The sequence below is a fragment of the Deinococcus maricopensis DSM 21211 genome (assembly GCF_000186385.1).
GTDB lineage: Bacteria > Deinococcota > Deinococci > Deinococcales > Deinococcaceae > Deinococcus_B > Deinococcus_B maricopensis.
This window is the reverse complement of record NC_014958.1, coordinates 1,697,866-1,722,199: the sequence shown is the minus strand read 5'-3', so window position 1 is coordinate 1,722,199 and position 24,334 is coordinate 1,697,866. Positions and strand designations below refer to the sequence as shown.

General features: G+C 71.4%; 24 protein-coding genes. 12 read left to right on the top strand and 12 right to left on the bottom strand.

All coding sequences use genetic code 11. The annotated features are described in order from the left end of the window. Positions 1-198: 198 nt before the first annotated feature. Positions 199-1,749, top strand: a complete 1,551-nt coding sequence (locus DEIMA_RS08110; protein ID WP_013556754.1) for a GMC family oxidoreductase — start codon at positions 199-201, stop codon at positions 1,747-1,749. A 39-nt stretch (positions 1,750-1,788) separates the two neighbouring features. On the opposite strand, the gene DEIMA_RS08105 is transcribed toward DEIMA_RS08110, so the two are convergent. From DEIMA_RS08105 to DEIMA_RS08085, 5 genes are all read right to left on the bottom strand, one after another. Next, the gene (locus tag DEIMA_RS08105) at positions 1,789-3,033 is read right to left on the bottom strand and encodes an aminotransferase class V-fold PLP-dependent enzyme (protein ID WP_013556753.1); all 1,245 of its coding nucleotides are present in this window, start codon (positions 3,031-3,033) and stop codon (positions 1,789-1,791) included. A gap of 182 nt (positions 3,034-3,215) precedes the next feature. Then, positions 3,216-4,331, bottom strand: a complete 1,116-nt coding sequence (locus DEIMA_RS08100; protein ID WP_013556752.1) for a universal stress protein — start codon at positions 4,329-4,331, stop codon at positions 3,216-3,218. A gap of 66 nt (positions 4,332-4,397) precedes the next feature. After that, complete coding sequence (locus DEIMA_RS08095) at positions 4,398-5,021, bottom strand: DUF1648 domain-containing protein (protein ID WP_013556751.1); 624 nt, start codon at positions 5,019-5,021, stop codon at positions 4,398-4,400. After that, positions 5,018-5,302 carry an autorepressor SdpR family transcription factor gene (locus DEIMA_RS08090; protein ID WP_013556750.1) on the bottom strand — a complete coding sequence of 95 codons (285 nt, stop codon included), beginning with the start codon at positions 5,300-5,302 and terminating at the stop codon, positions 5,018-5,020. Before DEIMA_RS08090 ends, DEIMA_RS08095 begins: the two co-directional genes overlap by 4 nt. Then, complete coding sequence (locus tag DEIMA_RS08085) at positions 5,299-6,252, bottom strand: alpha/beta hydrolase (RefSeq protein WP_013556749.1); 954 nt, start codon at positions 6,250-6,252, stop codon at positions 5,299-5,301. Before DEIMA_RS08085 ends, DEIMA_RS08090 begins: the two co-directional genes overlap by 4 nt. Positions 6,253-6,428: 176 nt before the next feature. On the opposite strand from DEIMA_RS08085, the gene DEIMA_RS08080 reads away from it, so the two are divergent. After that, complete coding sequence (locus DEIMA_RS08080; protein WP_013556748.1) at positions 6,429-6,941, top strand: hypothetical protein; 513 nt, start codon at positions 6,429-6,431, stop codon at positions 6,939-6,941. A 54-nt stretch (positions 6,942-6,995) separates the two neighbouring features. Here DEIMA_RS08080 and kdpC read toward each other — a convergent pair whose 3' ends face one another. The 4 genes from kdpC to kdpF form a co-directional block, all read right to left on the bottom strand. Continuing rightward, a complete protein-coding gene (kdpC, locus tag DEIMA_RS08075; protein ID WP_013556747.1) occupies positions 6,996-7,595 on the bottom strand; it encodes a potassium-transporting ATPase subunit KdpC in 600 nt (199 codons plus the stop codon). Between the two features lie 2 nt (positions 7,596-7,597). Further along, complete coding sequence (kdpB, locus tag DEIMA_RS08070) at positions 7,598-9,652, bottom strand: potassium-transporting ATPase subunit KdpB (RefSeq protein ID WP_013556746.1); 2,055 nt, start codon at positions 9,650-9,652, stop codon at positions 7,598-7,600. Continuing rightward, on the bottom strand, positions 9,649-11,397 hold the full coding sequence (kdpA, locus tag DEIMA_RS08065; protein WP_013556745.1) for a potassium-transporting ATPase subunit KdpA: 1,749 nt from the start codon (positions 11,395-11,397) through the stop codon (positions 9,649-9,651). The genes kdpB and kdpA overlap by 4 nt, the downstream gene beginning before the upstream one ends. A 109-nt stretch (positions 11,398-11,506) precedes the next feature. Further along, entirely contained in the window at positions 11,507-11,587 is an 81-nt protein-coding gene (gene kdpF, locus DEIMA_RS18945) for a K(+)-transporting ATPase subunit F (protein ID WP_076736857.1), read from the bottom strand. A gap of 105 nt (positions 11,588-11,692) precedes the next feature. On the opposite strand from kdpF, the gene DEIMA_RS08060 reads away from it, so the two are divergent. From DEIMA_RS08060 to DEIMA_RS08025, 8 genes are all read left to right on the top strand, one after another. Further along, complete coding sequence (locus DEIMA_RS08060) at positions 11,693-13,174, top strand: sensor histidine kinase (RefSeq protein ID WP_013556744.1); 1,482 nt, start codon at positions 11,693-11,695, stop codon at positions 13,172-13,174. Further along, positions 13,171-13,806, top strand: a complete 636-nt coding sequence (locus DEIMA_RS08055; protein WP_013556743.1) for a response regulator — start codon at positions 13,171-13,173, stop codon at positions 13,804-13,806. The genes DEIMA_RS08060 and DEIMA_RS08055 overlap by 4 nt, the downstream gene beginning before the upstream one ends. Before the next feature lie 107 nt (positions 13,807-13,913). Continuing rightward, entirely contained in the window at positions 13,914-14,114 is a 201-nt protein-coding gene (locus tag DEIMA_RS08050; protein ID WP_013556742.1) for a hypothetical protein, read from the top strand. Positions 14,115-14,268: 154 nt separating this feature from the next. Continuing rightward, entirely contained in the window at positions 14,269-14,736 is a 468-nt protein-coding gene (locus DEIMA_RS08045; protein ID WP_013556741.1) for a hypothetical protein, read from the top strand. Between the two features lie 108 nt (positions 14,737-14,844). Next, complete coding sequence (locus DEIMA_RS08040; protein ID WP_013556740.1) at positions 14,845-15,882, top strand: DNA double-strand break repair nuclease NurA; 1,038 nt, start codon at positions 14,845-14,847, stop codon at positions 15,880-15,882. Next, on the top strand, positions 15,879-17,708 hold the full coding sequence (locus DEIMA_RS18660; RefSeq protein ID WP_013556739.1) for an ATP-binding protein: 1,830 nt from the start codon (positions 15,879-15,881) through the stop codon (positions 17,706-17,708). Before DEIMA_RS08040 ends, DEIMA_RS18660 begins: the two co-directional genes overlap by 4 nt. A gap of 264 nt (positions 17,709-17,972) precedes the next feature. Next, positions 17,973-18,920 (top strand): hypothetical protein, encoded by a 948-nt coding sequence (locus tag DEIMA_RS08030; RefSeq protein WP_013556738.1) that lies wholly within the window; start codon positions 17,973-17,975, stop codon positions 18,918-18,920. A gap of 6 nt (positions 18,921-18,926) precedes the next feature. Then, positions 18,927-19,490, top strand: a complete 564-nt coding sequence (locus tag DEIMA_RS08025; RefSeq protein WP_013556737.1) for a hypothetical protein — start codon at positions 18,927-18,929, stop codon at positions 19,488-19,490. 53 nt (positions 19,491-19,543) lie between these two features. Here the strand turns inward: DEIMA_RS08025 and DEIMA_RS08020 are convergent, their stop codons facing one another. From DEIMA_RS08020 to DEIMA_RS08010, 3 genes are all read right to left on the bottom strand, one after another. After that, positions 19,544-20,821, bottom strand: a complete 1,278-nt coding sequence (locus DEIMA_RS08020; RefSeq protein WP_013556736.1) for a LysM peptidoglycan-binding domain-containing protein — start codon at positions 20,819-20,821, stop codon at positions 19,544-19,546. A 125-nt stretch (positions 20,822-20,946) separates the two neighbouring features. Further along, positions 20,947-21,303 (bottom strand): hypothetical protein, encoded by a 357-nt coding sequence (locus tag DEIMA_RS08015; RefSeq protein WP_013556735.1) that lies wholly within the window; start codon positions 21,301-21,303, stop codon positions 20,947-20,949. 120 nt (positions 21,304-21,423) lie between these two features. Next, the gene (locus DEIMA_RS08010; protein ID WP_013556734.1) at positions 21,424-22,275 is read right to left on the bottom strand and encodes an alpha/beta hydrolase; all 852 of its coding nucleotides are present in this window, start codon (positions 22,273-22,275) and stop codon (positions 21,424-21,426) included. A 114-nt stretch (positions 22,276-22,389) separates the two neighbouring features. On the opposite strand from DEIMA_RS08010, the gene DEIMA_RS08005 reads away from it, so the two are divergent. Further along, positions 22,390-23,646: a lycopene cyclase family protein gene (locus DEIMA_RS08005; protein WP_013556733.1), complete on the top strand. Its 1,257-nt coding sequence runs from the start codon at positions 22,390-22,392 to the stop codon at positions 23,644-23,646. Next, complete coding sequence (gene sdaAB, locus DEIMA_RS08000; protein ID WP_013556732.1) at positions 23,643-24,308, top strand: L-serine ammonia-lyase, iron-sulfur-dependent subunit beta; 666 nt, start codon at positions 23,643-23,645, stop codon at positions 24,306-24,308. Before DEIMA_RS08005 ends, sdaAB begins: the two co-directional genes overlap by 4 nt. Positions 24,309-24,334 lie beyond the last annotated feature (26 nt).

Sequence of the window (24,334 nt, the reverse complement as noted above, 5' to 3'; positions counted from 1 at the left end):
GTTCCCTCCCGTGGGGTGCGGTGTGCGTGAGGGGCGCGGGGTGCGCCGGACCTTACAGGTTGCTATTACAGGTGGCGGGAGATGTTGAAAGGTAATAGTGCCCTTAAGGGGCAGCCATCGTTTGCAGGGGCGCCCTTGAGGCAAGCACGCCCGCAGAGGTCAGACCAGTAGGCGTGCAGGGGCGTATACTGAACGCACATGCATCCTGACGTGATAGTGGTCGGCGCCGGCTCCGGCGGCTGCATCCTCACGCGGCGCCTCCTTGACGCAGGCGCCCGCGTGCTTCTCCTCGAAGCGGGCGGCGCGGACACCAGCCCTCTCGTGCGCGCACCCGCCGCCTTCCCGAAACTGTTCCGCACCCCCTTCGACTGGGCGTTTCACACCGTCCCGCAACCCCACGCGGGCGGGCGGAGCTTCTTCTGGCCGCGCGGACGCGTGCTCGGCGGGTCCAGCGCCATCAACGCCACCATCTACATCCGCGGGTCCCAACGCGACTTCGACGCCTGGGGTGAAGGGTGGACGTGGGCAGACGTGCTCCCCGCCTTCCGCGACCTCGAAACGTACAGCGGCGACCCTGCCGGCACGCGCGGCGAGGGCGGCGGCCTGCCCGTCGGGCACCGCCACGCCAGCCACCCGCTGTCGCACGCCTTCGTGCAGAGCGCCGGCGCGGCCCTGGGCGTCCCCGTCGTGGGCTCCTTCAATGACGGGAACCTGCAGGGCGCCGGGCTGTACGAAAGCAACCACCTGCGCGGCGAGCGGTACTCCGCGTTCCGCGCGTTCCTGCAGCCCGTCCTGCACCACCCGAACCTCACCGTCCGCACCGGCGTGCGCGCCCTGAAGGTCCTGCTGGACCACGGCCGCGCGACCGGCGTGCGCGTGCGCCGCGCCGACGGCGTCACCGAGGACCTGCGGGGCGGCGCGGTGGCGCTCACGGCGGGCGCCGTGCAGACGCCGCACCTGCTGCTGCTGTCCGGCATCGGCGCGCGCCATGCACTGACCCGCCACGGCGTGGACGTGCACGCGCACGTGCCCGGCGTCGGCGAGGGCCTGCAGGACCACCTGGCGGTGCCCGTCATCTTCCGTTCCACGCAGCCGAGCCTGAACGAGCGGCTCACGCCGCCCGCCCTTGCGGGCGCGTTCGCGGAGTGGTTCGCGCGGCGCAGCGGACCGCTCACCAGCAACCTCGCGGAAGCGGGCGCGTTCACGCGCACGCACCCGGACCTGCCCGACCCGGACATCCAGTTCCACTTCGGGCCGCTGTACTTCCGGGACCACGGGTTTCAGCTGGCGCGCGGCCCGCACTTCAGTGTCGGCCCGGTGCTCGTGGACGTCCACTCGCGCGGTCGCCTCACGCTCGCCAGCAGCGACCCGACGACCGCGCCCCTCATCGACCCGAACTACCTCGCGGATGAACGCGACGTGGACGCCCTCGTGCGCGGCGTGGCGCTCGCGCGGGAGATCGCGCGCACCGGCGAGCTGGGCCGCGCGAACGGCGGGGAGGTGCTGCCCGCTCACCCGGACACGGTCCACCACGTCCGGCACGAAGCCGCGACGCTGTACCACCCAGTCGGCACGGCCCGCCTGGGCGACGACGACGGCGCCGCCGTGGACCGGCAGCTGCGCGTCCGCAACGTGCCGGGCCTGTGGGTAGCGGACGCGTCGGTGATGCCGCGCATCATCCACGCGAACACGAACGCGACCGCCATGATGATCGGCGCGCGCGCCGCGGACTTCATCGCGCGCGCCTGAAGGGTGTGGGGCCGCGGCCCCGCGCCCCTCCCCTGCCGCTCAGGCGCGGTGCGCGCGCACAAACGCCTCGACGCCCTCGATGAGCGTGTCGATTTCCGCGCGCGTGCTGTACAGCCCGAGGGACGCGCGGACCGCCCCGGGCACCCCGAAGCGCTCCATAAGGGGCTGCGCGGTGAGGTCCCCGCCGCGCACGGCCACGCCGTACTCCTGGTCAAGGAACTGCTCGACGGTCTTCGGGTCGTCCACGCCGTCAATCACGAACGACGCGAGGCCGACGCGTTCCTGCGGGTCTCCGAGGACGCGCACGCCGGGAACGTCGCGCAGGCGCCGGATCATGTCCTGCGCGAGCGTCTGTTCGTACCAGAGGATGCGGTCCATGCCGATGCCGCTCAGGTACTCGACGGACTGCCCGAGCGCGATGATGTCGGCGAGCGCCTGCGTGCCCGCCTCGAACTTCTTCGGGGGCGCCTTGGGCGTCCAGCCGCCGAACGTGACCGTTTTGGCGTTGTCGGACCCGCCCTCCCACGCGGGGAGGCGCTCCAGCCACTCGCGCGTGCCGTACAGCAGGCCGACGCTGGTGGGGCCGTACATCTTGTGGCCGCACATGACGTAAAAGTCGCACCCGAGCGCCTGCAGGTCGAGGGGCACGTGCGGGGTGGCCTGCGCGCCGTCCACGACGACGACGGCGCCGCGGGCGTGCGCCACCTCGGCGATCTCGCGGACAGGCAGGATCGTTCCGAGGACGTGCGATACGTGCGACACGGCCACGACTTTCGTGCGGTCACTCAGCAGGGCCGCCACGTCGTCCGCGTGGACCTCGCCGGCATCACTTACGGGCGCGACGCGCAGGACCGCGCCGGTCTGCTCCGCGGCAATCAGCCATGGGATGATGTTCGAGTGGTGCTCTAGGCCGGTGAGGACGATCTCGTCGCCGGCGCGCAGGTGCGTGCGCTGGAGGCCCTCGGCAACGATGGCGAGGCCCTCGGTGGCGTTCTGGAGGAGCACGATGTTGTCGGGTTCGGGCGCGTGCACGAAGCGCGCGATGGTGGCGCGCGCGGCCTCCACAGCGTCGGTGATGCCCTGGCTGAAGGTGTGCTGCTCGGCGTCCTTGGCGAAGTGCGTGGTGTACACGGCGTTCAGGCAGTCCATCATGACCTGGGGTTTTTGCGCGGTCGCGGCCGTGTCGAGGTACACGAGCGGGCGACCGTGAACGGTCTGGCGCAGCATCGGGAAGTCCTCGCGGTACCGCTGCACGTCAAAGTCGAGCGTGCGGGGGTCGGACATGGCGGCTCCTTTCGGGCGGTGGCCCGTCTGTAGCCTAGGGGCCGGTCGCCGCGCCAGGACTTGCCGTTCCTTCAGCGACGTCCACCCCTCTGCCTCGGTTGCCCCAAGGGCCGTTCATGCGGGCGTCATCATGCTCGCCCGGCCAGGCCGGCGCGCGGCGTGGCCGGGCGGGATCGCCGGGTCTACTTGTCGCGGCTGATGACGTACACGTCGACGTTGCGGGTGTCGCGCAGCACCTGATGGATGATGCTGCCGCGCAGGAACTCCTGGAAGCGCGTGCGGCTGCTTTCGCCGAGGATGACCTGCGTGACGCCGTGCTCGCGGACGTACTGCACGAGCGTGTGGCCGACGCCGCCGCGCGCAGGCGCGGTGACGAACGTGCCGCCGAGACTTTCCGTGATGGCGCGCAGCCCGTCAAGGGTCTTGCTCTGGTCGCGCGAGAGGCGGCCGGTGCTGACGTACAGCGCGATCAAGTCCCCGCCGAGGCGTTTGGCCATGCGTCCGCCGCGGCGCAGCAGCCGTCCGCTTTCCGGCTCGGCGCCGAGCGCCACGAGGATGCGTTCCTTCACGCCGCTGCTGTGCTCGGTGGTCTCCTCGGTTTCGGCCTGCACGGCTTCGGCCACCTGCCGCAGCGCGAGTTCGCGCAGCGCGCCGAGGTTCTCGTCCGTGAAGAAGTTCTTGAGGGCCTGCTCGACCTTATCAGCGGCGTAGATCTTCCCGGCGCGCAGGCGGTCCTGCAGGACCTGCGGGGTGACGTCCACGAGGATGACCTCGTCGGCGTCCTGAACGACGTGGTCCGGCACGCGTTCGCGGACGCGCACGCCGGTGAGGCGCGCGACGAGGTCGTTGAGGCTCTCGAGGTGCTGGATGTTGACGGTGCTGATGACGTTGATGCCGGCCTGCAGCAGTTCCTCGACGTCCTCGTAACGTTTCTCGTTCTTGCTGCCGGGCGCGTTGCTGTGCGCGAGTTCGTCCACGAGGACCATGTCCGGGCGGCGTTCGAGCAGGCCGGCGAGGTCCATTTCGCTGAGCTGCACGCCTTTGTATTTCACTTCGCGGCGCGGCTGGATGGGGAGGCCGTCGGCGGCGCGGGCGGTGTCCTGGCGGCCGTGCGTTTCGAGGACGCCGATGATGGCGTCCTGTCCGGCTTCGCGGTGTTCGCGCAGTTCCGTGAGGGCGCGGTAGGTTTTGCCGACGCCGGCGGCGGCGCCGACGAAGATCTTGTGGTGGCCGCGGGCGCGTTCGGCGTCGGGGCGCGTCAGGCGTTCCGGTTGTCGTTCGGGGGTGGGGTCGCTCATGGGAGGCGGGCCGCGTGCGGCTTCCCCCCGAGTCTACCGCGCCGGACGGGCCGGCGCGGCGTGGGGTCAGCGGGCGGGGCGGAGGGCGCGGTGTTCGACGGCGGTCCAGACGGCGAACACGAGCACCAGGGCGATCAGGCCGACCGGGGAGACCCAGGGGACCAGCCAGGCCTGCGGGGTGAACAGGCCCGCGAGGAGCAGGAGGGCGCCGAGGGCGAACAGGCGGTGGGCGCTGCGGCGCGCGGCGACGTACCAGGCACGGCGGCGCTCGTCGGTCCAGGTGGGGGCGCGTTCCAGGCGGGCGTCGGGTTCGGCTTTGCCGAGGACGTTGCCGATGAGCAGGAAGGTCAGGCCCAGGCCGAGGGTGGCGCTGCGGGGCACGTCCGCGTTGAGCAGCAGCCGGAGCTGCAGCAGGAGCGCGAGCAGGGCGAGGGACAGCCGGGCGGTGCGGAGGATGGTGGCGTTGCGGGCGCCGCTCTCGCTGAAACGCTGCATGACGCGCGTCATGAGTGCGGCGAGCAGCAGCACGGCCGGCAGCGCGAACAGCCCCTCGAGGCGGGTGCCGTAGCGGTCCGGCTGGCCGTTCAGGCCCCAGTGGACGGGGAGGGTCTCGGGCGTGCTGGACCAGAGGACCGCGCCGATCAGGAGGGCGGCGGCGAAGCCGAGAATGGTGAGGGGTTCGCGGGTCATGTCTGGGGGTCCTCCGTGGTGGGGTCGCGGCTGAACAGGTGCAGCAGGCTGGCGAGGACGTCTTCGAAGACGGTGGTGTGCAGGCGGTAGATGACGGTCGTGCCGCGTTTTTCGGTGATGACCAGGTCGGCGGCCTTGAGGACGTTGAAGTGGCCGCTGAGGGTGCTTTTGTTCAGGGGGAACAGCGCGGCGAGTTCGCCGGCGCTTTTCTCGCCCTGCTTGAGGGCGCGCAGGATCTCGCGGCGGGTGGGGTCCGCGAGGGCTTTGAAGACGTCGTTCATGGGGTCATGGTGCCGCGGATGAAGGTGGCGATGTGCCGGGCGAGGTCGCCGGCGAGCGGGACGGAGGGGTCGGTGTAGCTGCGGACATTCAGGGTGGGGTCGTCGCCGACGGTGCGCAGCACGTGGTTCATGCCGGGAAGGATGACGAGTTTCGCGTCGGGGCGGGCGGCGGCGAGGGCGCGGGCGTCGTCCGGGGTGACCTGGAGGTCGCGGTCGCCTTGGAGAATCAGGATGCGGGCGGGCACGCGCGTGAGGGCCTGCGCCGGGTCGTGCCGGAGGATGGAGATGAGGTAGGGCTGGACGCTGGGGCGGAAGAGCGGCGCGAGGAGCGGGGGGACGTCGGGGGTGGGGTGGCCGGCGCGGAGGTTCCCGAGGATGCGTTCGGCGTCGTTGATGAGGTCGGCGGGGTTGTTGGGGTTGGCGCGGAGCTGGCGGAGGAGGGTGTCGGCGAGGTTCTCGCCGGGGCCGGCGAGGCTGATGAACGCGCGAATGGGGGTGCGCTGCGCGGCGAGCATGCCGATCAGGCTGCCTTCGCTGTGGCCGATGACGCTGACGCTTGCGAAGCGGGGGTCGCGCTGGAGCTGCTGAAGCCAGGCGGTGGCGTCGTTTACGAAGGTGTCGAGGGTGATGTCCTGTTCCTGCTGGGTGGTGGTGCTGGCGCCGATGCCGCGTTTGTCGTAGCGGAGGGTGGCGACGCCCTGACAGGCAAGGTCCTCGGCGAGGGCCTTGAGGCTGTCGTTGCGTCCGGGCAGGGCGGCGCTGTTGCCGTCGCGGTCGGTGGGGCCGCTGCCGGCGATAATCAGCGCGACGGGGTACGGGCCTGGGCTGGTCGGCCGGTCGAGCGTGCCGTGGAGGGTGACGGTGCCAATGGTGAGGGTGGTGGGTTCGGCGGTGAAGGAGGGGGCCGAGGTGGCGAGCAGGGTGGTGAGGGTCAGGGTCGTGAGGGGCATGGGGCACCTTTCCACGCCGTAGTTCGGCGTTTTGCTAATTTGGAGTTTAGCGAAATAACGAACGAATGTCCAGTCTCCTCCACCGGCCACCACTCCAGCAGGCCCCACCACAGCGCGCTGAATTCACTCATGTTCCGCACACGAGGCGTCATGTTCAGCCACGTAATCTCATTGGGATGAACCGACTGACTCTGACCCTGGCCGCCCTCCTCACTGCAGGCGCGGCCCACGCCGAACGCGTGGCGCTGCCGAACCTGCCGGTGAGCGTGGACGCACCCAGCCTGCTGGAACTCAACGCCGGGGGCATCTCCAAACTCTTCCCGGGCGTCAACCGCCCCGAAGCGGTCCTGCTCACCGGCGACCAGCGCGTCGTCATGAGCTTCGAGTGGCGCCCCACCAGCCTCCGCACCACCGAAGTGGGCACCCTCGTGCAGCAGTTCCCCGCCGTGCTGCGCAAGCAGGTCCCCAACCTCAAGAGCCTCACGCAGGGCGCCCTGCAACTCAACGGCACCCAGTGGGCGCAATTCGTGATCACCGCGCCCGGCAAGACCGGCGACGTCCGCCGCGAAATGCTCGTCACCAGCGCCGGCGGCCGCATGCTGATCCTGACCATCAGCGGCCTCGCCACCGACTACACCAAGAACCTCGGCACCATCCTGGCGTTCCGCAACAGCCTCAAAGTCAACTGAACCGCCAGGACGGAGGGCCCGCGCACGTGCGCGGGCCCTCCGTCCCGTTCGGTCCTACCGCCCGCCGTCCAGCTCAAGGTTCAGTTCGAGAACGTTCACGCGCGGCTCCCCCACACCCAGCACCGCCCCCCGCGTGTGCCGCGCGACCGCCGCGCGCACCACAGCGTCGCTCACGCCGCGCGCACGCGCCACGCGCGGCACCTGCAACGCCGCAGACGCCGGGCTGATGTGCGGGTCCAGGCCGCTGCCGCTCGCCGCGAGCAGGTCGAGCGGCACCTGCTCCGCCCGGACGCCCTCGCGCGCCGCGATTGCCGCAGCCGTCGCCTGCACGCGCGCCCGCAACGCCGGGTTGCTGGCCGCCAGATTGCTGCCGCTCGCGCTCATCGGGTCGTACCCGCCCGCGCCCGCCGCGCTGGGCCGCCCGATGAAGTACCGCGCGCCCGAGAACGGCTGCCCGACCAGGCGGGAACCCATCACGCGCCCGCCCCGCTCCAGCAGACTCCCGTTCGCCTGGCGGGGGAACAGCGCGCCGCCCAGCAGCGTCGTGACGACCGGGTACACCAGGCCCGCGAGGGCCACAAGCACCAGCGTGAACCGCAGGAACGTGAGGGCGCTGCCGCCGCGCGTGTCGAGTTCCGCATGAGGTGAGGACATGATCAGACTCCCAGGGCCGCCAGGGCCAGGTCGATGAGCTTGATGCCGACGAACGGCGCAATCACGCCGCCCAGGCCGTAGAGCAGCAGGTTCCGGGCGAGCAGCGCGTCGGCACTGCTGGCGGTGTAGCGCACGCCGCGCAGCGCCACGGGAATCAGCGCGGGAATGATCAGCGCGTTGAAGATCACGGCCGCCAGGATGGCCGTCGTGGGCGAGTGCAGCCGCATGACGTTCAGGACGCCGAGCGCCGGAAGTTGCGCAGCGAACAGCGCCGGCAGGATCGCGAAGTACTTCGCGACGTCGTTCGCGATGCTGAACGTGGTAAGCGCCCCGCGCGTGATCAGCAGCCCCTTGCCGATCTCAACGACCTCCAGCAGCTTGGTCGGGTCGCTGTCGAGGTCGATCATGTTCCCGGCTTCCTTGGCGGCCTGCGTGCCGCTGTTCATCGCGAGGCCCACGTCCGCCTGCGCGAGCGCCGGCGCGTCGTTCGTGCCGTCGCCCATCATGGCGACCAGCTTGCCTTTCTCCTGCTCCTCGCGGATCATGCGCAGCTTGTCCTCGGGCGTCGCCTCGGCGAGGAAGCCGTCCACGCCCGCCTCGCGCGCGATGGCCTCGGCGGTCAGGGGGTTGTCGCCGGTAATCATGACAGTCCGCAGACCCATGGCGCGCAGCTGCGCGAAGCGCTCGCGAATGCCGGGCTTGATGATGTCGCTGAGCGCCACGACGCCCAGGACGCGCCCGTCGTCCGTGACGACCAGGGGCGTGCCGCCGCCGCGCGCCACGTCGTCCACGTGCCCCGCGAGGTCCGCCGGGATGGGCTGACCCAGGTCGCGGGCGTCCCGGGTGACGCGGTCGCTGGCGCCCTTGCGGATGCGGCGCCCGCCCGGCAGGTCCACGCCGCTCATGCGGGTCTGCGCGGTGAACTCGACGAACTGCGCGTCAGCAACGTCGCCGGGCGCCTCGCGCACGCCGCGCTCCCCGGCGAGCGTCACGATGCTGCGGCCTTCCGGGGTGGGGTCCGCGAGGGACGCGAGCAGCGCGGCGCGCGCCAGGTCCGCCTCGTCCACGCCCGCCACCGGCCGGAACGCCGTCGCCATGCGGTTCCCGACGGTGATGGTGCCGGTCTTGTCGAGCAGCAGCGTGTCCACGTCGCCCGCGACCTCCACGGCCTTGCCGCTCTTGGCGATCACGTTCGCCTGCAGGGCGCGGTCCATGCCGGCAATGCCGATGGCGGGCAGCAGGCCGCCGATGGTGGTGGGAATCAGGCACACGATCAGGGCGACGAGCGTCACGACGGGCACACGGAGGTGCACGAACCCGGCCATGGCGGGCAGCGCCGCGACGACAATCAGGAACACCAGCGTGAGGGCGCTCAGGAGGATGCTGAGCGCAATCTCGTTCGGGGTTTTCTGGCGGCTGGCGCCTTCCACGAGCGCGATCATGCGGTCCAGGAAGCTCTCGCCCGGCTCGGTGCTGACGCGCACGACAATGCGGTCACTGAGGACCTTCGTGCCGCCGGTGACGCCGCTGTGGTCCGTGCCGGCCTCCCGGACGACGGGCGCGCTCTCCCCCGTGATGGCGCTCTCGTCGACGGTGGCGATGCCCTCGACGATCTCGCCGTCACCAGGAATCAGCTGCCCGGCCTCGACGATCACGAGGTCACCCTTGCGGAGCTGCACGCTGCTGACGTGTTCCTCGCGGCCCCCCGCGAGGCGGCGCGCGACGGTGCCCTCGCGGGCGTGGCGGAGGCTCGCGGCCTGCGCTTTCCCACGCGCTTCCGCGAGGCCTTCCGCGAAGTTCGCGAACAGCACCGTGGCGAACAGCAGCAGTGTCACGCTCAGTTCGTACCCGAACGCGCGGCCCGCCACGGCGTTGGCCACCGTGAAGTACGCGGTGAGCAGCGCGCCGACCTCCACGACGAACATGACGGGGTTACGGGCGACCTGCACGGGGTTCAGTTTCGTGAAGGCGGCGAGGGCGGCGGCGCGCAGGAGGTCCGGCGCGAACACGCTGCTCGGCGCGGGGGTGGCGCCGGGCGTCTGGGCGGGGGCGGTCATCTGGGGGCTCCTTGGAAGGTGCCCGCGCGGGCGGTGACGTGCTCACCGACCGGGCCGAGCATCAGGGCGGGCAGGAAGTTCAGCAGGGTGAGGATCAGCATGACGCTCAGCAGCGTCCCCGCGAACACGGGCGTGTCTACGCGCAGCGTGCCCAGCGTGTGCGGCGCGACGCGTTTGCGCGCGAGGGACCCGGCGATGGCGAGCGGCGCGAGCATCGGGATGTACCGCGCGAGGATCAGCACGGCGGCGCCCGTGACGTTATGCCAGACGCTGTTTGCCGTGCCGAGGCCCGCGAAGGCGCTGCCGTTGTTCGCGAACTGACTCGTGTACGCGTACAGCACCTGCGAGAGGCCGTGGAAGCCAGGGTTGCTGTTCGCGGTGACGGCGGGCATGGCGAGTGTCACCGCCGTGAAGCCCAGAATCAGCAGGGGCTGCAGCAGCAGCGCGAGCGACACGAGCTTGATTTCGCGCGCCTCGATCTTGCGGCCGAACAGTTCCGGCGTGCGGCCCACCATCAGGCCCGCAATAAACACCGTGAGCAGCACGAACAGCAGGAAGTTGATGACGCCCACCCCCAGGCCGCCGTAAACGTCGTTCAGGAATAGCCCGGCGAGCGGCACGGCCCCCGTCAGGGGGTTGAGGCTGTCATGCATGGCGTTCACGCTGCCGTTGCTGGTCTGCGTCGTGATGGCCGCCCAGAAGGCGCTTGCGTCCACGCCGAGGCGCAACTCCTTCCCTTCGAGGTTCGCGCCACTCGCCAGCCCCGCGAAGGCCGGGTTCGGGGCGCGCTCCGCGACGACGCTCAGCGCGACCAGCGCGGCGCTCAGGAGCGTCATGACGCCCAGGATCATCACGCCGAACTTCGGGCGGCGCAGGAACGCGCCCGTCGCGAACACCAGCGCGACCGGCAGCACCAGGATTGCGGCGCCCTCCAGCACGTTGCTGAGTGCCGTGGGGTTCTCGAGCGGCACGGCGCTGTTCGGGCCGTACCAGCCGCCGCCGTTCGTGCCGAGCTGCTTGATGGCGACCATCGCAGCGACCGGGCCAACCGGGATGGTCTGCGTCGTGACCGGCTGCGCCGCGCCATTCACCGTCACGGTCTGCGGTTCCAGCAGCGCCGCCGTTTTCGCGCCGCTGAAGGTGCTGGGCACACCCTGCCACGTCAGCAGCAGCGCCAGCACGACCGACGCGGGCAGCAGCACGCGCGTCAGGGCGCGCACCACGTCCACGTAGTAATTCCCGAAGTCGCGCGGGGCGCCGGCGGGCGCGTCCGCGTTCACGCCGCCGTTCAGGCCACGCAGGATCGCGAACAGCACCGCGATGCCGGCGGCCGGCGTAATGAACTGCAGCGCCGTGACGCCCAACATCTGCGCGAGGTAACCCAGTTGCGCCTGACCGCTGTAGTTCTGCCAGTTCGTGTTCGTGATGAAGCTCGCGGCGGTGTTCAGCGCCACGAACCACGGCATGTTCCCGATACGGTCCGGGTTGAGAGGCAGCGGCGCCTGAAAGGCGTACACCAGGAACGCGAGCAGGGCCAACGGGATGTTGCTGAGCAGCAGCGCGCGCCCGTACGCCTGCCACGTCATGCCGCGGTCGGGGTTCGCGCCGATCAGGCGCACCAGGGCGCGCTCCAGCGGCGCGAGCGCGTCCGTGAGGGTGCGTTCGCCGCGGAATACGCGCGCGATGTACCCGCCCAGCGGCCACGCGAGCGCGAACACCAGCAGGTACGTAAAGAGAATGGTCATCAGGACTCTTTCCGCGCCGCTCAGTCGAGGCGCTCAGCGAGGAGCAGGAAGGCGAAACACGCCGCGAACAGCGCCAGCAGCACCAGCGCGCCGATCAGCACGCCGGGCATCAGAACTTCTCCGGGCGCAGCAGCGCGTACAGCAGGTACGCGCCGAGCGCCACCACCAGCACCAGCAGAAACAGGCTCATACGCGCCCATGCTGCGCCGCGCCGCGCGCGCCGCTCATCCCCGGTTGGGCAGCGCCGGTGGCCATCTGGCCAGGAGGGACGAGCCGCCGGCCTCTACACTTGGGCGTGCACCCGAGGTTCATTACGCTGCTCAGTTCGCTGCTGCTGGTGGCCGGGCTGCTGCTGGACGTGCTCACGCCTGCGTCGCTGGTCGTGAGCATTCTGTTGAACGTTCCCATCGCGCTGTCCGGGCTGGCGCTGTCACGCGTGCTGACGCAACGCATGATGCTGTTCGCGCTCGCCGCGAACGTCCTGAGCGGCGTGCTGAACGGCCCCGCTCAGGGCGGCTGGGATACCACCGCGCTCGTGAACCGCGCGTTCACGGCGCTGTCGTACCTGCTGGTGGGCGTCCTGACGCTGCAGTTGCGCGAGGCGTCCGCGCGCGTGGCGGCGCTGCGCATCGCGGACGCGCGCGCCCGTGAGGAACGGGCGCTGCGGGCGCTGGTGGAGGGCGTGAGTGGCCCGCACACGCCCGGGGAGCTGCTCGCGCGCGCCGCGCGTGGCCTGCGCGGCCTGATCGGCGCGGACGCCGTGGCCGTCGGCGTCGTGCAGGGGAACGTGTTCGCGCCGGGCGCTGCGGTGGAGCCGCCGGCGTTCCCGGGCGTGCAGGCGGGCGTGCCACTGCCGGGCGCGTGGCTGGCCTCCCCCACCCAGCCGGGCGAGGCGCTCGTGGTGGATGCGCGCGGCACGCTCGCCGTGCGGTGGCGGCAGCGGGCCGGGCAGGACGTGCTCGCGGTCGCGTTCGGCCCGTCCGGGAGTGCGCGCCTGTTCGCGGAGGGCGCGGCCCTCGTCGCGCCGCAGCTCGACACGGCCGCGCTGCTCGCGCAGGTCCGCGCGGAACGCGAGGGCGCCGAGCGGCGCGGCGCGGTCATCAGGGACCTCGTGTACGCCTTCTCGCATGACCTGCGCACGCCCATCCTGGCGAACCTCATGAGCGCCCGCCTCGCGCTGGCGGGCGCGTACGGCCCGCTCGGCGACACGTACCGCGCGGCGCTCGGCAGCAGCGTCCAGGCGAACGAGGACCTGCTCGCCCTCGCGGAACGCCTGCTGCTCGTCGCGAAGCTGGAGGGCGGTGAGTTCCACCTGCAGCACCGCCCCCTGGACCTCGCGGCGCTCGCCGTGGACCGCGCCGACGCCATGCGCGCCGCGCTCACTGCGCACGGCGCGCACCTTGACGTGCACGCGCCCGGCCCGCTGCCCGTGCACGGGGACGCGACCGAGTTACGCCGCGTCGTGCAGAACCTGATCGAGAACGCCGGGAAGTGGACCCCGCCGGGCGGCACGGTCACCGTCCGCACCGACGCGCAGGGCGGGGAGGCCGTTCTGCAGGTCCTGGACGACGGGCCGGGCGTGCCGGGTGAGGTGCGCGCCCGGCTGTTCCAGCGCTTCCGGGGCGCCGGGGCGGGCGCGGGCAGCGGGTTGGGGTTGTACCTCGCGCGCGGCATCGTGGAGGCCCACGGCGGCACCGTCCGTTACCATCGCGGGGACCGCACGTGCTTCGAGGTGCGCGTGCCCCTCCGCCCGCCCGCACAAGGAGACCCAGCATGACCGAGCCCCACATTCACGTGTTCCTCGTGGAAGATCACGCCTTCACGCGCGAGGGTCTGCGCGCCGCCATCAACTTCACGCCGGGCCTGCGCGTGACCGGCGAGGCGCGCAGCGGCGAGGAGGCCCTGGAGCGCCTTCCGCACGCCCACGCGCACGTCGTTGTGCTCGACATCGGCCTGCCCGGCATGGACGGCGTCGAAACGGCCGCGCGCGTGAAGGCCGCGTTCCCGGCGCTGCGCATCGTGATGCTCACCGCGCATCAGTTGCGCGAGGAGGTGTTCGCGGCGCTCGCGTCCGGCGCGGACGCGTACTGCCTCAAGAGCGGCGACCCGGCGCTGCTGCCCCTCGCCATTCAGGCGGCGGCGGCGGGCAGCGCGTACCTCGATCCGCAGGTCGCGCATCTCGTGCTGGGCGTCGTGCGCGCGCCGGACGGCGAGGTGAGCGCGCTGTCCGACCGGGAAACCGAGGTGCTGCGGCGCGTCGCGGACGGCCTGAGCAACAAGGAGATCGCGCGGGATCTCGGCGTGAGCGTCAGCACCGTGAAGGTGCACGTACAGGACATCCTGACGAAACTCAGCGCGTCCGACCGGACGCACGCGGCCGTAAAGGCCCTCAGGGCAGGGCTGCTTTAACTTTTCAAGCGGGGTTTTCTTGAGGTGCGCGTCAGGTTGCTCACACGTTTGGGCGCGCGAGGGCGTACGATGGGGGTACGCCGCGCCATCGGCGCGAGGCGATCCCTATGATCAAAGAACTCGTGGTTCAAGGTGAGGAGTGCCGCGCGCACCTCAAGAAATGCGAACGCACGCGCGTCGCAACGGACGGCAGCGTCATCTACCGGGACAGCGTCGACCGCTACTGGCTGGTCGACGAGGAAGGCGGCAGCATGCGCCTGCTCACCTGGAATGACCTGCAACTGAATTACCCCGAAGTCTTGGACTGAAGGCCTGCCCTGAGGGGCCGTGTGGAGATCACACGGCCCCTCGTTCATGGAGGCCGCGCCAGGGTGCGCCCCCCGCACCTCGTCATGGTGCGATTTGCAACATTCTGGCTTGCACCGCCCAGCGCACGTGCTACCTTCCTCATCGGAGGTTCTCATGAAAAAAGCCTTAATGATGCTGGCCCTTGCCACCGGTGCGTCCGTCGCGTCGGCGGAATCCTACTACGGTCTGTACGTGCTCGGCGGCCAGTACACCGTCGAGAACGGCGACAGCGCCGTCCGTTACGGCATCGGCCTGCCCCTCGGCTACGCCGGCGGGGACGGGATCGCCCTGGCCCTCACGGGCGACGTCTCGTACCTGGCGCGCGGCGGCAACCTGAGCGACAGTGGCCGCTGGATGTACGGCGCGGGCCTGGGCGCCGGCGTCGCGTTTGCCACGTCTGGCGGCTCGAGTGCCGGCGTGGGCTTCGTGCGTCCGTTCGCGCTGCTGAACGCCGAGTTCAACACGCAGGGCAGCGTCCGTCCGTTCCTCGAACTGAACGGCGGCCCCAGCGTGTACTTCGGTGCGGGCTCCGCCGTCCTGCCCTTCACGCTCGGCGCGCGCCTCGGCATCAACTTCCACTGATTCACGTCACAGAAGGGCGCGGGCCATGGCCCGCGCCCTTCTGTTGAGGCCAGCACCCCACGCCGAAACGGAAGCGGCCGAGTACGCGGCTCGCGTAGAATGCCCGTTATGCGCATCCGCCTTGACCCCTGGCCCGTTGACACCATGGATGGGCAACTGAAGCTGACGCCCTTCGCGGGCGATGTGTTCGACGCGGAAACGCCGACCTGGGCCGCCATCCCGGCGCGGCCCATCCCCGAGTCCCTGACGCGCGTGTGCGTCGTGGACGGCAAACCCCGCATGGAAGCGCGGCTGCTGCTCGAAGACGAGCACGGCGGCTTCTCGGTCGCGGGATACGGCGCGTACGTGGTGGGCGCGGTGGACCTGTGCCCGCACGGCTCGCGCGCCGCCGAGCTGCTGAACGTCCGCGCGCGCCGCGTCTTCGCGTACGCCGGGGACGCGCGCGTGGAACCCACGCGCCTGTCGCCGCGCAACCCGCACACGGGGCAGCTGGAGTACACGCCCGCGCCGTTCGAGGGCGCGCACGTGGAAGGCGCGCGCGCGCAGGTGCAGCGCCTGATGCTGGAGCAGGAACAGACGTTCGCGCAGGACCTCGCCGCGGAAGTGCAGTTCGACGAAACCGACGAAGCCGCGCCGCTCACGGCCCTGATCCTGCAGGACGGACCGGTGCGCGTCGGCCAGGCGGGCCGCGCGGTCGTCGGGTGCGTGAAGACGCTGCACACCGACTACCTCGGCGCGGACCGCATGGGCCTCCTCACCAGCCTCAAGCCGGGCGAACGCACACCCGTGATGCGCTTCGAGTACGGCGGCGGGCGGCAGGCGCGCTTCACGTGGTTCGTGCGCCTGTGCGACGCGCCGTTCTACCTGCACCCCCTCGCGGGCGTCATGCGCCTCGAGATGCACGCCCCGCACGACGAGGACTTCGTGCCGGTGAACGTGCAGCGCATCGCGGACCTGAGCGGCACGCTGCTGTGCCGCCTCGCCGGGCACGCCCACAAGGACCCCCGCGCGCCGCAGAACCTCATCCCGACAGGCGCGCTGGAGCAGGCCATGGGCCGCGCCATGGGGGACGCGACGCTCATCACGCGCCGCATCCGCGCGCACATCGCGCAGGAGTTGGGGGTCGCCGTGGGGCTGAGCGCATGAGCGCCCCGCTCAATGACGTCTCCCCCATCGGGCGGGTACTGGGCACCGAGGAAGCGACGCCGCTGAACTTCTGGTTCTCCGTGCGGCACGGCGCGAGCGTGCAACTCGACGACCTCGTCGTGGCGCGCACCACCAAGCCGGACGGCGGCGAGGTCGCGTTCTACGGCGTGGTGGATCAGGTGCGCAAGCGGCACGAAGGCGTTACGTTCGAATCAGACGTCGAGGACGTCGTCGCGGGCGTCCTGCCGGCCAGCGTCGCCTACGCCGCGCGCGTGCTCGTGACGCGCGTGGACCCGGAGGACTTCATTCCGCCGCAGCCGGGCGACGCCGTACGGCACGCGCGCGGCGAGGACCTGCGACGGGCCCTGTCGCAGGACCAGATGGACCGCTCCTTCCCGGCAGGCGTGACGCGCGCCGGGGAGGTCGTGCCGCTGAACTACGAGTTCGTGAACGGCGCGCGCGGCGGACACATCAACATCAGCGGCATCAGCGGCGTCGCCACGAAAACCAGCTACGCGCTGTTCCTGCTGTACAGCATCTTCAACTCCGGCGCGGTCGGCCCGGAACGCGCGAACGCCAAAGCCGTGATCTTCAACGTGAAAGGCGAGGACCTGTTCTTCCTCGACAAGCCGAACGCGCGCCTGAACGAAATTGAGGGCCGCGTGACGCGCTCGCGCGGCCTCTCGGACCGCTACACCATCATGGGGCTCCCCCGCGCGCCGTTCACCGACGTGCAGTTCATGGCGCCGCCCCGCCCCGGCACGGGCACCACCATCGTGCCGAACGTGGAGCAGCGGTCCATGGGCGTCACGCCGTACCTGTGGACCGTGCGGGCGTTCTGCACCGGGCGGATGCTGCCGTACGCGTTCGTCGGGAAGGACGTGAGCGCCAACGTCGAGTTCCTGATCTCGAACGTCACCGAGCGCCTCGCGCGCCTCGCGGAAGCCACGCCGGACGGCGCGGCCGGCGTGCGCGTACCCGACTGGGACCGCAGCGCCGGCGAGGACCTCCGCGCAGGCGGCCCCGTACCGGACACCGCGTCGTGGGGCGCCGTGGGCGTCACGAGCCTGATGAGCTTCGAGGACCTCATCGATTACCTGCAGTACAAGCTCAGCGAGCAGAACGACGGCGCGGGCGACCCCAAATGGCTCAGCAACCAGAACCAGGGGACCGTGCAGGCGTTCCTGCGCCGCCTGCGCGGCGTGCAGAAGCACCTGTCCCCGCTCGTGCGCGGCGACGTCTCCCCGCAGCAGGCCGCGCGGTACAAACCGGACGTCCTGCGCGCGGACGCGCAGGTGAGCGTTGTGGACATCCACCAGCTGGGCGCGCTCGCGCAGATGTTCGTGGTGGGCGTCCTGCTCAAGGAGCTGTTCGAGCACAAGGAACGCGTCGGACGGCAGAACACCGTGTTCGTGGTCCTCGACGAGCTGAACAAGTACGCCCCGCGCGACGGCGAAAGCCCCATCAAGGACGTGCTGCTGGACATCGCGGAACGCGGACGCAGCCTGGGCATCATCCTGATCGGCGCTCAGCAGACCGCCAGCGAGGTGGAACGCCGCATCGTCAGCAACGCCGCCGTGCGCGTCGTGGGCCGCCTGGACCTCGCGGAAGCGGAACGGCCCGAGTACCGGTTCCTGCCGCAGAGCTACCGCGTGCGCGCCGGCATCCTGCAGCCCGGCACGATGCTGGTCATGCAGCCGGACGTGCCGAGCCCCGTGACGGTCACCTTCCCGTTCCCCGCATGGGCCACGCGCCGTGACGAGGTGCAGGCCGCCACGGAACGCGACGACGTGGAAGCCGAAGCGACCGACTGGCTGGGCCTGTAACGCCCCGGCGGTCGGTTCACGCGGGCCCGCTCCTCGTCATTCAATGAGAGCGGGCCTTGCTTCATGCTGCTTTTGTCCTCTGAGGGCTGCTGGACCCTGCGACTCCCGCAGAGTCCAGCAGCCCAAGAAACGGTAAGTCCGCACAGGCAGACAGGAGCCCGGGATCTCTCCCGAGCGGCACGCCTGTCCAGCAACCATAACTGAACTTCACTTGTTTCGAAGGCATCAGGGTGAACCGGCGCAGGCCCTGAGGCGCGGTTCGTGATGCAGGACGCGCACAGCTCATGTGAAGGCTTTATCCTGAAGCTCGTGTTTGATGCCGAGAAAACCCTGGAACGCCTGGTGGCGGAACGCAAGGTGCGCGCCGTCGCGTGGGCGGGCGGGTACGGCACCGAGAACGCCTGGGGTGGCAGCGAACCCACCTTCGTGACCTTCGAGCGCGGCATCCTCTCGCCGCACGTGGAGTCCCGCGCGGGCGTGACCGTGCACCGCTTCCCGTACGAGAGCCTGGAGGCGTGGCGCGACTGGGATCAGGCGCGGCAGGACGCGCCGCTGTCCATGCTGGCCACCAGCCGCGTAGCGTACGATCCGACCGGGCATTATGGCCGCATTCAGCGGACGCTGTGGACCCTGAGTGACGAGAAGCGCGCCGCGCATCGTGAGGAGTTGCTGACGCGCGGGCTGGACCGCCTCACGACTGCCCGGCGGGACCTCGCGCGGCCCGGTCATGGCGTGCCCGAGCAGATTCAGTGCCTGATCCTGGCGCGTAGCGTGGCGCTGGAGGACCTGTACCCGGCGCTGCTGACGCACATCCACGCGTGGCCGGAGTTCGAGATTCGCCTGCCGCACGCGTGGCGGGCGGCCTCGGGCCTGCGGTTCCCGAAGGCGGTGTACCACCTGGACGGCCTGTACGGGTTCGGCGGGGAGGACGAGGCGCGCAAGGTGCTGCTCGCGACGCGCGGGCTGGGGCTGGTCGCGCAGGAGAAGCGCGCGCGCGCGGCGTTCCAGGCGGGGTATTACGACGGGAGTGTCCGGTACCTACGGGATGAGGCGGCGCGCACGCACGGCGGGGACGTGTCGAACTGGGGGCATCTGTCCGCCGCGAAGCGCGACAAGCTCAGCACGCTGCTCGGGCTGACGCGCAGCCCGCTCGGGCCGACGGCGCTTCACCTCGCGGGGCAATTACTGGAAGACGCCCGCGAGGGCCGCTGAGCGCGCATGCTCCGGCCGTCCCTGCTGATCGTGGCGGCGTGGGGCGCCGTGAGCGTCGTGGCGTACGCGTGGGCGTTCGCGCGCTTCGATGTGCTGGTGATGGTGGCGTGGGCGGCGCTCGCGCTGGGCACGTGGTCCGCCATGCGGCGCGCGCCGCCCGGTGCGCGGCGGGCGTGGTGGGTGACGTTGCTGGTTTTTCCCGCGTGGGAGTTCGCGCTGAAGTGGTTGATCAGTCGGGACGTCATGGCGTACTCGTGGTGGTGGCTGAATCGCCTGGAGCATTGGGGGTGGATGACGGCGGTGCTCGTGCTGCTGCTGCCCACGTATCGTGGGGTGCTGCGCGGCTCGGTGGGGTTCGCGTTGGTGTTCGTGCTGGGGTTGAGTGCCTTGATCGGGAACGCGAATGAGATGTTCGAGTTCGCGTGGCGCCTGAGGCGCGGGGGCGTGGACGTGAGCGTGTTGTACCGGGACACCATGCAGGACCTGATCGTGAATGTGGCGGGGGCGCTGACGGCGTTCGTGATCGCGTGGCGGCTGCAGCGTGCCGAGCGTCGCGCCGTCAGCGAATGAAGCGGCTGTAGGCCCGCGTGGTCGGTGGGCGGGCTCGGCCTGGCCGTGGCGCTTCAGCGGGCGTAGCGTTTGCCGGTGTAGTTGGCGTACATGGCGATGCCGTACGCGACGCGGCGGGCGCTGTCCTTGAGGGCGTGGCCGTTCCAGGCGAGGCCGGCGCTGCTGCCGCCGTCGAGGAGCAGGGCGTCTGTGGCGCCGAGGCGCTGCATGATCTTTGCGGTTTCGGTGACGGTGAGGGCCGCGCTGGTGTTCAGGAAGATCAGGTCGCGGTTGCCGCGCACGCCCACGGCGCTGCGCGCGGCGCGGCGGTACAGCGCCTGATCGCGGAAGATGGGGCTGAACGTGCGTTGCACGCGCCCGCCGACGAGGATGCGGGGGCCACTCGCGACGACGCTTTCGAAGCCGCGCCACGTGGCGCTTTTCGCGCGGATGGTGGCGCGGTTGTCGGGGGTGATGGCGAGGGCGTACGGCACGCGGCCCCATGCGAGGAGCCGTCCGCCGAGCACGAGGTCGCCGGCGGGCGCGTAGGTGCGTGGGTGGAAGTAGCTGCCGTTGATGATGGCGCTCGCGGCGGTGGTGCGGGCGAGGTCGCCGACGCGCAGGCCGGTCCCGAAGCCGCTGGGGGGCGCGATGGGCGTGACGCGCACGTCTGGGTGGCGGAGGTCCACGCGGACGATGCGGACGGGCACGCCGAGGCTCACGCCGCGCGCGAGCGTGATGGGCGCGCGGACGGGGCGTGGCGGGATGGCGACGGGCACGCGTTTGGGCACGAGGACGCGCTGGCCGGCGTAGGTGCTGTTGCCGCGCAGGTGGTTGATGTTGCGCAGGTGCGCGGCGCTGGTGCGGTACGTGCGGGCGAGGAAGGTGAGGTCCTGGCCGGGGGTGACGGTCACGAACGAGTAGATGACGCGCGTGACGGTCGTGGGTCTGGGCGCCGCGCGAACGGTCGCGCCGGGGAGGCGCAGGACCTGCCCGACGCGGATGGTGTCGCTGCGCAGGCCGTTCGCGGCTTTGAGGGCGGCGACGGTGGTGCGGGCGCGCGTGGCGAGGACGCCGAGGGTGTCGCCGCGGCGGACAGTGATGATCGCGAACTGCGCGGGCGTGGCGCGGGGGGTGGGGGCACCGCTGACGCGCAGGTCCTGCCCGGCGCGGATGGTGTCGCCGCGCAGGCCGTTGAGGCGTTTGAGGTTCTGGACGGTGGTGCCGGCGCGCGTGGCGATGCGGAACAGCGTGTCACCAGGTCGGACGGTGACGGTCGCGGCGTGCGCGACCGTCGCGGTAAGCAGAGCGAGGGCCGCGAGCAGGGGGGGCACACGTCGGGGCCAGGGCATGCCTCCCAGGGAAGCATGCGGGGGTCCGCCCGGCGTGAACGGCACCTGACGCGCCCTTAAGCCGGACGCGGGAGGCCGCCGGGCTGAACCGGCAGCCTCCCGCGCCTGTACGGGGCGTCCGGGGGTTACTCGTCGGGGTCGGCGTCCCAGTCGGTGAGGGCATACGTGCCCAGCACCATGCCGGTCAGGCCCACGAAGTACGCGCGGGCGCGGTTGTCCTTGAGGGCGCCCAGCAGGGCGGGGACGGCGAGCAGGGCGGGAGCGCTGGCCAGTTCGATCTTGCCGTGCATGGGGAACGGGAGGACGCGGCGCAGCGCGACGGGGTAGTCCGTGAGGGCGCTCACGAGCAGGTACGACCCGGCGAACGCGTACGAGGCGGTGCGGGCGGCGCCGTTGAGGTTGAGGAGGGTGGGGGCGGCGAGCATGGCGGCGCAGGCGGCATAGTCCACCAGGCCGTGCTGACGTGGGGAGAGGACGTTCATGGCGTCAGTGTGGGCGCGGCGCGTTTGGGGAACTTGTGGCTTTTACGAATGAACGTTTACGCGGCCGGATGGCCGAAAGGAGCGGGCCCGCGCGGGCCCGCTCCTTTGTTGGCCTTCGGGTCAGGGGTGGCGTTTGAGGAAGTCGAGGATGACCTGACGGGTCGGGCCGAGGAACGTGAGGGTGCGGCCGACGCTGCCGATGATGGTGTAGTGGTCGAGTTTGGGGATGACGGTGCGCGTGACGTCCGCGCCAGCGGCGCGCAGGGCTTCTTCCATGCGGGTGGCATTTTCCGGCGCGACGGTGCGGTCGTTCGCGGCGACGACGAGCAGGGTGGGCGGCGGGTCCTTGCGGACGTGCCGGTCGGGCATGGTCTGCTCGGGGGAGCTGCCTTCGGGGAAGGCGTTGCGGCTGGGGAAGCTGCGGTAGTCGTACGCGTACGGCCCGGCGATGCCGACGACGGCGCGGATGGCGCTGCGGGGCACGTTCGCTTCGCGCAGCCAGCGTTCGTTCATGACGACCTCGACGGCGTTGAACGCGCCGGCGGAGTGGCCGCTCACGAACAGGCGGTCGGGGTCGCCGCCGTACGCGCGGACGTTCTTGCGGAGGAACGCGAGCGCCTGCGCGGCGTCCTGAATGTAGGTGGGGTAGCGGTTCTGGGGGGCGAGGCGGTAGCTCATGACGGCGGTGACGTACCCGGCGCGCGCGAAGCTGTCCCCGATGAACTTGTATTCGTCCTTGCTGCCGCTCGTCCAGGAGCCGCCGTGGATGAACAGCATGACGGGGGCGCTCCTGGCGTTGTCGGGCGCGTAGACGTCGAGGACGTTGCGGACGTCCGGGCCGTACTTGAGGTCGCGGGTGACACGCAGGCCGGCGGTGTTCGTGACGGCGTTGAGCGCCCCGACCGGGGAGCATGCCGTGAAGGTGACGGCCGCGCCGAGCAGCAGGCCGGCGGCGATCAGGGGTCGGTTCATCCACCCAGGCTAGCGGGGGGAGGTGCGGCGCCTCCCCGTGTGCGCTTAAGAGCGGTTTAAAAACGAGGGGGTCGCGTACACTCCCGGGCGCGGCGCGCTGCTACGCTGCGCGTCATGAAGGCCGGCGGGACGGTGACGGACGTACTGGTGGTGGGGGGCGGGCCGTCCGGCGTGGCGCTCGCGGCGGAGGTCGCTGCGCGGAACCTCACGGTGCGGGTGGTCGCGCCGCACGCGCCGCAGCCGTTCCCGGCGACGTACGGCGCGTGGCTCGATGACCTGCCGGAGTGGGCGCGGGGGAGCGTGGCGCACGCGTGGTCGGACGTGCGGGTGCATGCGGGCCGGGCGGTCACGCCGCTGCTGCGGCCCTACGCCCTGCTGGAGAACGCGCAGCTGCTGTCGGCGCTGCTGGGGCGCGCGGAGCCGGGCGGCCTGTGGTGGGACGTCGGGCGGGTGGTGGGCGCGCAGCGCGACGCGGGCGTGTGGCGCGTGCACAGTGAGGGCGGGCGGTCGTGGCGCGCGCGGGTCGTGGTGGACGCGAGCGGGCACGGGGGGACGTTGCGGCGCGTGGCGTTCCGGCGCGGGGCGGCGCTGCAGACGGCGTACGGCCTGGTGGGGCGCTTCCGGGTGCCGCCGAGCGCGCCGGGCGCGATGGTGTGGATGGATTACCGGCATCCGCATCTGCCGGGCGGGGCATTCGGCGCGGCGCCGTCCTTCCTGTACGCCATGCACCTCGGCGGGGACGTGTATTTCGTGGAGGAGACGTCGCTGGTGGCGCGGCCGGCGCTGAGCGTGGAGGCGTTGCGCGCGCGGCTGCGCGCGCGCCTGGAAGCGCAGGGCACGCCGTGCGCGGAGGTGCTGAGCACCGAGGTGTGCGCGTTCCCCATGAACGCGCCCGCGCCGGACGCGGGCGGGGGGCTGCTGGCGTTCGGCGCGGCCGGGGGGCTGGTGCAGCCGGTGTCGGGCTTCCAGGTGGCGGGGGCGCTCGCGGACGCGCCCCTGGTCGCGGACGCGCTTGCGGCGCACCTGCCGTTCGGGCCGGACGCGGCGTCGCGTGCGGGGTGGGCGGCGCTGTGGCCGGCGGCGCGGCGTGAGACGCGCGCGGTGCAGCTGCTGGGCGTGGAGGCGCTGTTGGGCCTGCCGGGCGCGCACCTGCCGGCGTTCTTCGAGGCGTTCTTCGCGTTGCCGGCCGCGCAGTGGCGGGCGTTCCTGGCGCCGCGCACGCCGGCGGGCGAACTGGCGCGCATTATGCTGCGGTTGTTCGCGCGGGCGCCCATGCGGGTGCGGGCGCCGCTGGCGCGCGCGGCGTGCACGGCGCCGGGAGTGTCGGCGCGGGCGCTCGCGCGCGCGGCGCTGCCTATACTAGGGGCATGAGCCTGCTCGACATGATCGGCCCCGTGATGATCGGCCCGTCCAGCAGCCACACGGCGGGCGCGTGCCGCATCGGGCTGATTGCGCGGCACCTGCTGGGGCACCGCCCCGAATCCGCCGTGATTGGCCTGCACGCCAGTTTCGCGAAGACCGGCCGGGGGCACGGCACGCACCTCGCGCTCGTGGCGGGCCTGCTGGGGTTCGCGCCGGACGACCCTCGCCTGCCGCGCGCGTTCGAGGAGGCGCAGGCGGCAGGCCTCGCGTTCACGTTCGAGGACGTGGACCTGGGGGACGTGCACCCGAACACGGCGCGGTTGCGCGTGACCGGCGGGGGCGGCAGCGCGGACGTGACCGCGAGCAGTACGGGCGGCGGCGCCATCGAGGTGGTGCGCGTGGATGGGTTCCGGGTGCAGTTCACGGGCGCCTCGCCGACGTTGCTGACGCGCTACACGGACGCCATCGGGATCATCGCGCGCGTGGCGAGCCTGATCGCGTCGGACGGCGTGAACATCGCCACGCTGAACTGCACGCGCGAGAAGCGCGGCGGCGCGGCCATGCTCAGCATCGAGCTGGACGCGCCGCTCAGTGACGAGGCGGTGCGGATGCTGTCTCGCTGGCCGGAAATGGCGTGGATTCGGATGCTGCCGAAGGTGATGGACGGCTGAACCGGCGCGGCGGCGCGCTTGGACTG